Here is an 11,779-nt window from a genome sequence, read left to right on the forward strand (position 1 = left end):
AATGACTCAGCATGTTCACTTTCCCTTACAGTTTGATGGCCGTGGCCGAACCCGTGATGATGACGAGGCATTATGGATTCGAGGTTTAATCGAACAGGTTCTATTTACTGTGCCGGGTGAGCGAGTCATGCGACCGGATTTTGGTAGTGGCTTGCGAGAGTTAGTTTTTGCACCCAATAGCCCTGAGCTTGCCGCTACTACTCAGTTTTTGGTTCAAAGTGCGCTGCAGCAATGGATGGCTGATCTTATTACCGTTGAATTGGTCGAGATTGATGTGGCTGATTCGCGCTTATCTGTGAATATTCAGTATTCGATTCGTCGTACGGGTATGCGTTATCAGGAAAACTTCCAACAAGGAGGTGGCTAATGATTTACACCTGTTGTGAAGAGAAACGCCGTGCTGCCGTTGAAGCTCATGCAACACTCAATGGTATTGATTGGCTGGAGGTTTTGGATCTTGATGCCCCGGTCGGCAGCCCGCGCCAGCAGACGTTAATGCTACGGCTGTTAAAACCTGTTCCTTCTGGGTTAAGCGTTGACAATATCCGCATTGAGGGTGGAGAACGTATTCGCCATATTACGGTGGAGTGGATCGCTATTGCGAGTGAATCGCCTGCAATGCCGGATATTTCACTGGTTGAGCAGGCATTCTTTACAGCGCTTCCTGACGCTGATCAGCTGCTCTTAATACGCACAGGAAGCAGCGGTGATTTTTCGGGTTATCAACTGACTTTGATTAAAAGCAGTGTTAGCGATGAGCCGTTAAACGGTTTTGATCCGCGCTTATCGACGATCAATTTCACATTTAAAGTTGAGTGCCCTAGCGATTTTGATTGTGCAGACAAAAGTGATTGTTCTGAGAACCTAACTAATGCACCTGATATTAACTATTTAGCGCGTGATTTTTCTAGCATACGCCGTCTTGTCATTGACCGGCTGAGCCGCCAGATGCAGGGGTGGCGTGATCGCAGCCCGGCAGATATGGCAAGCACGATGGCAGAACTCATCGCCTATGTGGGGGATTTCCAACATTATCATCTGGATGCTATCAGCACCGAAGCATACCTGCACACAGCACGTCGGCGTACGAGCATCAGAAGACATGCACTGCTGGTGGATTATCATATGCATGAGGGGTGTAATGCTCGAACATGGTTACATTTGCATGTTGATGAGGGGGCAGCTTTTGCGTTGCCCGCAGATATCCGCTTCTATACACATGTGCCTAGTGTGCCGGTCCGGATGTTGTCGGGTTCCCCTGAGGAACGTCTGGCATTACAGGCTGGCCCATTAGTGTTTGAACCTATGCATTCTTTGACGCTTAGGCCAGAACATAATGAGTTTGAGTTCTATACGTGGGGAGATGCTAGTTGTTGTTTGCCGGTAGGTGCAGTGCAAGCAACACTTCGAGGCCATTGGCCTGATTTAGAAGTGGGAAGTGTGCTGATCTTTCGGGAAATGATGGGGGCACAAAGTGGTGTGGTTGAGGATGCCAATCCACAGAATCGTCACGCAGTGCGGCTACGCTATGTTAACGTTTTTGAGGGGGGAGTTCCCCTTACTGACCCTTTAGACGGTACGCCTATTACTGAAATACATTGGTATAACGGTGATGCGATGCCATTTCCACTGTGCTTATCTGCACAAAGCGATGAGGCGCATGGTGAAGTATTACTTGATAATGTTAGTTTGGCGTTTGGTAACAATGTTTTAGTAGATCATGGCGTTAGTATAACGGATAGCCCTACTGAGCCAGTACCAGCCTCTCGCTTACATTACCCCTCTAAAAAACAGGGTGGCTGTAATGATCAAAAACCACAACCTCTCCCCGTACGTTTTCAACCGTATTTAGCTAGAGCTCCAGTGACTTACCAGGGTCATAGTTTAAAAACCTATTCTGAACTCGGTGTAGGGCATAGTGAGTGGGTGCTGTTTGATTCACAGGCTAGTGCGCATTCTGTATTTGAATGGCGCACGCAGGATGCATTACCGGTTGCCACACTGACAGATACAACGTCTAGCTGGCATGCGCGACGAGACTTGCTATCAAGCCGTGCAATCGATAACCATTTTGTCTTGGAAAGTGAAGATGATGGCACAGCTCACATACGTTTTGGTGATGATGTACATGGCCGGCGTCCGGATAGCGGAACCGTCTTCACAGCACATTATCGGATAGGTAATGGGCCGCAGGGTAATGTGGGGGCGGGCAGTATTGTGCATCTGGTCAGCAGTGAGGGCCGTATCAACAGTGTGACAAACTTCTTACCCGCACGTGGCGGTCGGGCCCCTGAAAGTCGTCATGAGGTTAAGCGTCATGCTCCCTATGCATTTCGTACACAGGAAAGGGCAGTTACTCCCGCAGACTATTCAGAGGTTGTCGAACGGCTTGAGGGTGTTCAAAGAGCTAGCAGCAGGCTGCGTTGGACGGGTAGTTGGCATACGGTGTTCGCAACGGTTGATAGAAACAAAGGATTGTCTGTTAAAGAGGGTAGTTTCGATGCCACAGTCGTTGAGCATTTAGATAGATATCGTATGGCTGTCCACGATGTACACGTTAATGACCCTGTGCATGTGTCACTTGAAATCGACATCTTGGTGTGTGTGAACCTTGATTATTTTCGCAGTAATGTTCGCCAGGTGCTGTTAGATGTGCTGAGTAGCTCAGTACGCAGCGACGGTACATTAGGTTTGTTTCATCCCGATAATTTCAGTTTTGGCCAAACTGTTTATCTCAGTACGATATATGCGGCAGCCCGCAGTGTTGCTGGTGTGGACTCTGTGCAAGTAACGCGATTTCAGCGCCAAAGTCAGCAAGACCTTAAACCACTAGCCGATGGTTATATGGATTTGGGGCAGTTGGAAATAGCGCGTCTGGATAATAATCCTAACTTCCCTGAGCACGGAGTGCTGCGACTAGCGTTGCACGGAGGAAAATGATGAGCGGACATAACAGTAATAAGTCTGATTGTGGTTGCTGCAGTGGTGTGAATGCAATAACGCCGCGCCGATTACATAATCCACCGGGGCTGCTGCAATTCACTTACCGGGTCGGCAGGCACAAGGACTTTTATGAGTCTATACAAGCCCGTTTATCAAGTGAAAAATATCCTGCATTGGCTGCGCTTACTACACGTGAGAGTAGTGATTTCACTATTGCTATCGCCGATGGGTTGGCGTGCTCATTGGACGTGTTGAGTTTTTATACTGAGCGTTTTGCACATGAACATTATTTAAGAACAGCAACCGAGCGTTTATCGGTAGGTGAGATGGCGCGACTTATTGGTTACCAATTGGCCCCTGGGGTTGCTGCTAGTACACATTTAGCATTTACGCTTCAAAGCGTGCCGGGTTTAGTCGCACCTGCGATTGACATTCCAATTGGCACTCGCGTGCAAAGCGTACCAGGGCAAGATGAACAAGCACAAACATTTGAGACCGTTTCGTTAGCCAGGGCCCGTGCTGAATGGAATGCAATAAATGTCCAACAGAATGAATTTAAAACACCTGTATTTGGCGATACTCAGCTGTGGTTAGAGGGAATTGATACAGGACTGATAGTGGGGGACTTAATTCTCATAGTGGGCGCTGAGCAGGAGCGAGATCCGCAGGGAGAGCGTTGGGATGTAAGAGTAATAACCGCGCTAGAGATCGACACAGCGCGTAGTTTGACAAGAGTGAGTTGGCAGCTAGGGCTTGGCCATTCGCGGCCTTTTGTATTACCCGCCCATGAAAGTGTTCAGATTTATACTTTTCGAACACGTGATGCGGCATTTGGTCATATTGCTCCAGACTGGCGAAGCTTGTCAGATGATAGTAAGGCTGACTACATTGGGCTGTTAGGTGCTGATGAGCTTAAGCGGCCAGAAGATACACAAGAGTGGCCAGACTTTAGCGTGCGCGCTCCTGTTTTTCCTGAGCGGCGTAGTGGCAGCGCTGAGTTATCTGAAACACTCATCGCAGCCACCGTCGATGACATTGTTCTCGCTGCTAATAGCGCCGCCCATGGTGCCGCCGCGATGGCTATGCATCGAGCCGCGACTGCAGGTACGGGTGTGGTGATGGCGGGTGGGAAAATTGCTGAGGGAGCCATGAGCATGGCACGTGAAAGTGCTGAAGGGCTCTCTGAGGTGGCGAATTTAGCCGTGAATGAGGTTACTCAACGTGCACGTACATTGATTCTTGCTCAGGGCCAGTCCTTACAAGCGCTACAAATCAATGGCAACGACTTGATAAAGGTATTCGCTCGGGATTTTTATCAGCAAGGTATTGCCGACAGCCTTGTGGGCTTACCTAATAAAGTTCATGAGCTTGCTGAGCAAGGTTTGATTCATCGCCTTGATATTGCAAAAGCCGTTTTAGATGATTTGATCAATACGTTGAGCAATGGGCAGGGGAGCTTTCCAGTAGCAGTACTGCCAGGCTTGGAGCAGGTATGGAAGGACGCTGTTGATGAGGCTGTTCAGGCTATAACTGATGTGAAGTCTGATTTAGACGGTAGTAATAATTGGTTCGAAAGCGCCGTCAATGCTTTAGATAATTTGGATGAAGGGTTGGCAGGAGCTACAGCAGCATTGCAGCAAGTGTCTTCTGAAGTTGGCAATATACCCTCAAGTGTAAATTTGAGCTCTACTGCATCTATTATGGGAGAAGTGGTTGACCAGATAAGAAGCTCAATAGGTGAGGAACTCACAAATGCAGATTTTTCGGACTTAGTTAACCTTTCTGGGATATTTACAGACGTGAGACTATGGACGGAAGGGTTGTTTGCTGCCGGGTCTGATATTGCCCAATTGATTAAAAAATTACAGGATGAAATCGCTAATTCTGCTGGCGTTATGTTTTCCAAATTAGGGCAAGATGTTGCCAAAATGGCACGCGAAGCACAGTCAGGTATCACTGATACAGCTGCGTTGCTTAATCCCGCGCAGGCATTAGTAGCATTAGGTGATGCTGCTTTAGAGATGAAAGAACTTACTCATTCTGCGGGAGTGGCTGCATTGGGTGCAGCGGCGGCCGCTGATGTTGCTGCGCTTGTCAGTACAGCCGTGACCATTGCGCGTAATTTGCCTGCTCCTTTCCCGCCTGCAACCCCTGAAAGTATTGCTGAAGTTGCACGCCATTTTGCAGCGGTTGGGGTTATGCGTGCAGGCGGCCCCCCCATCAGTGAATCTACTTCAGGCACTATGATGGCTCAAATAGAGTCGATTATGCCGACATCCTTGCAGGTGCCGCTTGAGTTGGTTGAGCAGCTGTTACCGATGGTTGAAGATGCTGAGGCGCTACTGAATGCGCCTCGACATGCTGCTGAGACTGCTTATCAAAGTATTGTTGTTGATGTAGATCGGGCTCTCGTAGGTAAAATTGTGGTCGCTTCTGGTCGGCGGGCCCCATTAGTTCGTACCCCTGATGAGATTGATCTGAGCCGTGTGCATGATTCGGTGGTCGCCGGTGGTTGGGCATTGTTGTCGGTGCCTAACTCCATTGAGCTGTATAAAATCAATAGCGCGGTGGCAGCGAGCCGCGCTGAATATTTAATGTCAGGGCAAACTACTCGGCTAGGGTTAAAAGGCGAGCTACCTGAGGGACGTTTACCCAGCGAATTTGAACATGCGGTTCGTAGTTTGAGCGTGCATGTAGATAGTGAAGAGCTACCGCTTGCACATGTTCCACTTGATTTCCCGGTTTATGGTGAGGCTATTGCCTTGGCCGGGCATGTCGAAGAGTTAACACCTGAACAACCACTCGCAATAAGTGGTAAACGTCAGCGGATTATAATGCAAAGAGGTATTGCGAACCTTGTACTGTACTGTGAGGACGGCACAGACCGGCCGTTAGTAGAAGGTGACAGCCTGATGCTAATGGCAGCGCCACTGCGTTTGAGCAGCGGTACCCCCAGTTATTTATCCCCCAGAAGTTTTGCACGGCTAATAGGCAGAAGAGGTATTAGATTTCAGCTGACGTTGAAAGACCGAGATGCATGTATCGGACAGGTGGAACTCAGTAGTGCAGATTTCATGTTGGATGCTGAGCGTGAAGACGACCCTGTTATCTCTGAAGTCGTCTTTTTAGTGGGCAACGATGATGCAGTGACTCATGATCGTGATCGTAGCTATTTAAAATTAACAAGTGCGACACAGCATGTTTACGCAAGAAATAGCACACGGATCAATGCCAACGTTGCTCCAGCCACTCATGGTGAGTCGGTTGAAGCTATCTTGGGCAGTGGTGATGGTGGCCGGGCTGATCAAAGCTTCGAGCTGAATCAGAAACCGCTGACCTATACCAGTGCCAACACGCCTAGCGGGCGCAGTTCAACATTAGAGCTGCGGGTAAATGATGTTCTGTGGTCAGAAGTGCCTATGTTACACGGCACTTCCCCAGATGCTCGCGTCTATGAGACGCTTCACAGTGATGATGCAGTTACAAAGATAAGCTTTGGTGATGGCAGTGAAGGCGCGCGTTTACCCAGTGGCGAGAGTAATGTTCGGGCTAGCTATCGTAAAGGTATTGGTACGGCGGGTAATGTTGATACAGCCCAACTTACTACCTTATTGTCACGTCCGCTTGGTGTAAGTGAAGTGGTTAACCCTGAAGCGGCTACCGGTGGCGAGAATGCTGAGTCATTAGTCCGAGCCAGAAGCAATGCCCCACTAACGGTACTTACACTTGAACGTGTTGTTTCAGAAGATGATTACGCCAATTTTTCTCGTGCTTTTGCTGGTATTGATAAGGCGCATGCTTTGTGGATTCCGGTGGGCCCGGCTCGGGGTATGTTTCTAACTATTGCAGGTATTGATGGCGCAGCTGTCCCAGAAAACAGTGATACATTTCGTAACTTACGTGATGCATTGGTTACGTACGGAGACCCTTTGGTACCGTTACGTATCGCTAACTATGTGCAGGTACGTTTTCGTTGCCGTTTGTCAATCAAAGTAGAGGCAGGGCATGAAGTAGAAAGGGTGCTTGATAGCGTTGATGCTGCTTTGCGTACCCATTTTGGTTTTGCTCAACGCACCCTTGGGCAAACAGTATCCGCTGATGAAGTAATCGCGGTTGCACAGGCTGTAATTGGAGTGGAAGGTGTGCACCTGACTCGCTTGAACCGCCTTTCAGCGGCTACATCTTCTGTTGAACCGCGTTTGTTTGCAACCTTGCCGGTCGCCTCCCTTATTGAGCAGCCTTCGCCTGGTGAAATGCTAACGATATCGGATGATATAGAGCTGGAGGTGCTGCCATGAGTTTTGATGCACAAAAACTATTTGAATTGTTGCCGGCTATTCACCGTATCCGTGATGCCGAACTGGCTAAGTCTCTTGGTCTTGAACGTGGCCCATTAGAAGAGTTAGTTGCTGTATTGGCCGAGCAAATTGATGTGGCAGAGGAGAGCCTAGACCAGCTTTACGATGACCTCTTTGTTGAGACGTGTGCTGACTGGATAGTGCCTTACATAGGAGACCTCATTGGATACCATAGTTTACATAACGTAGTCGCTAAGGTAGCAAGCCCACGAGCAGAAGTGGCACATACGATTGCATTACGACGGCGTAAAGGTACAGCGCTGGTACTTGAACAATTAGCACGGGATGTAACGGCGTGGGATGCGCGCGTGGTTGAATATTTTCAGCGTATTAATACCACGCAATATATGAATCATATAAGGCCGCATAATTTACAATCACCCGATCTTCGTAAAAGTGAAGCGCTTGAGTGGATTGGAACAGGATTTGAAACGGCTAACCGGACTATTAATGTTCGTCGTGTAGAGTCTCTTGGGCGCCATAATATACCGAATATTGGGTTGCATCTGTGGCGTATAAAAGCCTATCCACGTTCTCAAACGCCTGCTTATCGTGCTGGCCCGCATCGATACTTCATAAACCCGCTTGGTTATGACGCACCTCTATACAATCACCCGCAAGCAGAAGATGACATTAGTCATTTAGCTGAACCAGATAATGTTCCCCTGCCGTTATCTCGGCGGCGTATGCACCGGTATTTGGAACGCTATGTTGCCCAGCGCCCCAGTGTTGGCGAGCCGCTGGATAATCCAACGCCCAGTGTTGTGCTCAGAGTTGATGGTGTGATGATTGAACGAGATAAAATTCGAGTCTGTAACTTAAGCGACGAGGGTGCTACGTGGGCAAATATGCCACCATCCTCAGGAAATTATGCCATCGATCCTGCACTTGGCCGCGTAGCATTACCGGCGGATGTGAATGATCCTACCGATGTGCGTTTGACGTGGTATGAAGGTTTCAGCACGGATGTGGGCGGTGGCGAATATGAGCGAGGCGAAAGCTTGCCAACGCCTTTAGAGGGTACACAACTAGTACGCGTGCCGGATGACCACTCAACACTGGCCGCGGCGTTATTGGATATTAGTGGTGATGGTGTCATTGAGATTACTGATAACAGCCGTTATAGCGAGAGCTTAGAGATAAATGTGGTCGCAAATGGTCATGTGGAAATTCGTGCAATGAATAATCGTCGACCCGTGCTGGAGTTGGCTGGGATGATAATCCGTGGTGATAGTAATAGTAGTTGCACGTTAAATGGGTTGTTAATGAGTGGAGCGCCGATGGTGATTCCTGATGAGCTGGGGAATGCCCTTTCTCAGCTTCATATTTTGCATACTACATTAGTTCCAGGTATCGCATTAAACGCTAACGGCTCTCCACAGCACAGTGGTGAGGCGAGCATAGAGAGCGCGCTTACTGGGCTGAAAATACAAATTACTCGCTCGATTATCGGTGCCGTTAGAACGCATGCGCGTAGCCAGGTAGATGCTGAAGATAGTTTTATCGATGCGAATATGCCTGAAAATGTTGCTTTTGCTGCTGCTGATGGAGAAGCCTCGGGAGCTGAGTTATCACTTGTTGCCTGTACGGTGGTGGGCAAGGTGCATGCGAGTGAGTTTTCATTAGTATCAAATAGCATTTTATTTTCAGCACTGGCTAGCGGCGATAGTTGGATTAGTCCCGTTAGAGTGGTGCGTAAACAAGCGGGGTGTGTGCGCTTCTCTTGGCTGCCATTTAATTCGATTGTGCCTGCACGTTATCGTTGCCAACCTGATTCGCTACAGGCTGCGCAGAGTATCGTTCCGCATTTCACTTCTCTTCATTACGGTACGGCTGCTTATGGTCAGCTATCCAGCAGCACTGCAGATCAAATTGTGCGTGGTGCAGATGATGAAAGTGAAATGGGTGCATTTCATCATTTATATGCTTCTCAGCGTGAAACTAACTTGCATATTCGTTTGGCAGAATATTTGCGGGTAGGCATGAGCGCCGGAATTTTTTTACGAATCGTGAGGGAGTACAGATTATGACTTTCGATCTAAGCCGCATTCGTTTTGATGCCCGTAAGGATTTCTTGGGCGTCGTCATGCAGCAAGGCCGTGTCCAATTGGACTCTGATTGGAACGAGTGGGTCGCGCAATTGGCGCGCCGCCTACAGGCAGGCACGTTAGATACGTTCAATGGAAGCGTTGTTCCACGCACAACGCATGATGGTTTTCTTATTGAGGCAACGGGTGGCGCGCTGAGTATTGGCGCTGGGCGTATCTATGTTGATGGCTTATTAGCTGAAAATCATGGTGGTCCACCCCATGTTTGGAATGCACAACTGGCCGAACTGAACGGTACTGCAAGCGTTGATTTTACTCGTCAGCCTTATCGACGTGCCTATCCATCTGAGAGCTTTGATCGTGACCCATTACTAGGTGGCGGGCCTCATCTAGTGTATGTGGATGTGTGGCAGCGCGATGTGAGTGCATTGCAGCAGCCCGATCTCATTGAATCAGCTATAGGTGTGGATACAACAGGGCGCCGACAAACCGTATGGCAAGTCAAGGTGTTGGAAGATGTAGGCAATATTTCAAAAGATACCTTAGATGAAGATATTCGCGGTTGGCGTGAAGTAATAGCGCCTTCAGCTGGGCGCCTAACAACGACAATTAGTGCACCGCCAGTAGAGGAAGGTAATCCATGTTTGATAACTCCTGATGCCGGGTATAGAGGGTTAGAAAATCAACTCTATCGGGTTGAAGTGCATACAGGAGGGCCTTTGGGTGTCGCTACTTTTAAATGGTCTCGTGATAATGCTACGGTTGCTTCGCGTGTGACACATATTAACTCCGAGCGTGACAGAATCACGCTAGAGAGTATTGGCCGTGATGATCTACTGCGTTTTAATGATGGCGATTGGGTTGAAGTGACTGATGACTGGCGTGAGCTGAACAACTTACCCGGGGAGCTACGTCGTATTCGAACAGGAGGTGGTGTTGATGAGACTGCCCGTACCCTTACATTTGATCAGCCTTTACCGGCTGAGCCTACGAGTAGTGCAGACTCTAGCCATTTTCCTGTGGGCGGTAATAATGCCACAGATCCTAAACGTAATACGCGGGTTGTTCGTTGGGATCAATCAGGCGTAGTACGTCGTGAAGATGGCAGTGACGTTCATAACTTAAATAGCCCGTCCAGTGCTGGAGATATCGTTATTCCGTCATTGGCCAACGGTATATTTCTTGAACACGGTATTGTGGTGTCTTTTGATCTGGACTCAAATCCAGACCTATACCCTTCAGGAGGTGAATTTAAAAGTGGAGATCACTGGGTATTTGCTGCACGCAGTACAGATGCCAGTATTGAGCTGCTTGATAAGGCTGCTCCGTTAGGCATACACCATCACTTTGCACGATTAGCGCGTGTTGATTTTCCTAATAACGAAACAGATTTTAGAACTCTATGGCCCGCTATTCTTGATGGAGAGGATTGTAGTTGTACGGTGTGTGTGACTGTTGAAAATCATAATAATGGCACAGCAACTATTCAACAGGCGATCGACACTATCAAAGATACCGGAGGTTCCATCTGTTTGGGCATTGGTACTTATAATATCGATCGTCCTTTAAGCATGACAGGTGCACGCTCGTTGACAGTAAAAGGTCAAGGGTGGGCTTCTTTGCTGGTGGGGACTGAACCAGGTGAGATTTTGGAAATTGCGGACTGCAAAGGTGTAACACTTGAAAACTTTACGGCTATCGCGTCGGCGGGTAAGTCGGGTACTAGCAGTGTAATTGCTGCACATAATGTTGTTGATTTACACCTTGATCATATCAACATACTTGGGCTTGCGGTTGAGCGTAGTACCAGTATCGGTATTGGCCTGTCAGGTTTGATTTTAGGCGCGAATATTAACCAATGTGTCATTGTTGCTGAGCGTGGGGTCGCCACTGTTACGACAGGAAAACGTAATTTTGTGATGACAGTTGAGCTTTGTATAGAAAAAAACCTGATGTTCTGTAGTCAACGGGCAATAAGCTTTGATGCAATTAGCATGCACTTTGGCAACACTCATATCGCTACAAATCTAATGCTAGCGGGTAGTGATGCCGCACTTGTTATCACCGGCACTGTGTTAGAGCGTTCCAAGATGATTCTTACTGACAATACGATAACTAGTAGCGGTGATGGTATACGAGCTGGTGTGGGATCTTTAACGATCAGAAATAATAAAATAAGTGGTGCCGGTAAGAAGAGTGGTCATGGGGTTGTATTACAACAAGGACTTGGCCCGGGCCCCATTGATCAGGTTAGTATTACGGCTAACAGTTTGTCGTTATTAGATGGCAATGCTGTGGCGGTTAATGCTCGAATGCAAGCTATTACAATCGCAGATAACAGTATTGAAAAAATTGGCCTTGGCGCTTTGGTCATGAGTGAAGATGCTAGCGCTGAGTTGATGCTGATACGAGGGAATCGGTGTCATCATC

At 48.3% G+C, this 11,779-nt stretch carries 5 protein-coding genes (1 of these 5 only partly in view); all 5 read left to right on the plus strand.

Features of this window, described 5'->3' with window-relative positions; translation table 11 throughout:
* Position 1: 1 nt before the first annotated feature.
* Tightly spaced (each overlapping or abutting the next), the 5 genes in view from NEJAP_RS07535 to NEJAP_RS07555 form a layout consistent with a single transcriptional unit that may run on beyond the window.
* The gene (locus NEJAP_RS07535; protein ID WP_201350032.1) at positions 2-367 is read left to right on the plus strand and encodes a GPW/gp25 family protein; all 366 of its coding nucleotides are present in this window, start codon (positions 2-4) and stop codon (positions 365-367) included.
* Entirely contained in the window at positions 367-2,940 is a 2,574-nt protein-coding gene (locus tag NEJAP_RS07540) for a putative baseplate assembly protein (protein ID WP_201350033.1), read from the plus strand. The genes NEJAP_RS07535 and NEJAP_RS07540 overlap by 1 nt, the downstream gene beginning before the upstream one ends.
* A complete protein-coding gene (locus tag NEJAP_RS07545) occupies positions 2,940-7,241 on the plus strand; it encodes a putative baseplate assembly protein (RefSeq protein ID WP_236591102.1) in 4,302 nt (1,433 codons plus the stop codon). Before NEJAP_RS07540 ends, NEJAP_RS07545 begins: the two co-directional genes overlap by 1 nt.
* A complete protein-coding gene (locus tag NEJAP_RS07550; RefSeq protein WP_201350035.1) occupies positions 7,238-9,331 on the plus strand; it encodes a hypothetical protein in 2,094 nt (697 codons plus the stop codon). Before NEJAP_RS07545 ends, NEJAP_RS07550 begins: the two co-directional genes overlap by 4 nt.
* Positions 9,328-11,779, plus strand: partial view of a DUF6519 domain-containing protein gene (locus NEJAP_RS07555; RefSeq protein ID WP_201350036.1) — the 5' portion only. It continues 791 nt past the right edge of the window; only the first 2,452 of its 3,243 coding nucleotides appear in the window; it begins with the start codon at positions 9,328-9,330; the stop codon falls past the right edge of the window. The genes NEJAP_RS07550 and NEJAP_RS07555 overlap by 4 nt, the downstream gene beginning before the upstream one ends.

It is taken from the genome of Neptunomonas japonica JAMM 1380 (assembly GCF_016592555.1).
GTDB lineage: Bacteria > Pseudomonadota > Gammaproteobacteria > Pseudomonadales > Balneatricaceae > Neptunomonas > Neptunomonas japonica_A.

Coding starts and splice junctions, on each gene's coding strand:
- NEJAP_RS07535 (WP_201350032.1), top strand. CDS start 2: ATGACTCAGCATGTTCACTTTCCCTTACAGTTTGATGGCCGTGGCCGA.
- NEJAP_RS07540 (WP_201350033.1), top strand. CDS start 367: ATGATTTACACCTGTTGTGAAGAGAAACGCCGTGCTGCCGTTGAAGCT.
- NEJAP_RS07550 (WP_201350035.1), top strand. CDS start 7,238: ATGAGTTTTGATGCACAAAAACTATTTGAATTGTTGCCGGCTATTCAC.
- NEJAP_RS07545 (WP_236591102.1), top strand. CDS start 2,940: ATGAGCGGACATAACAGTAATAAGTCTGATTGTGGTTGCTGCAGTGGT.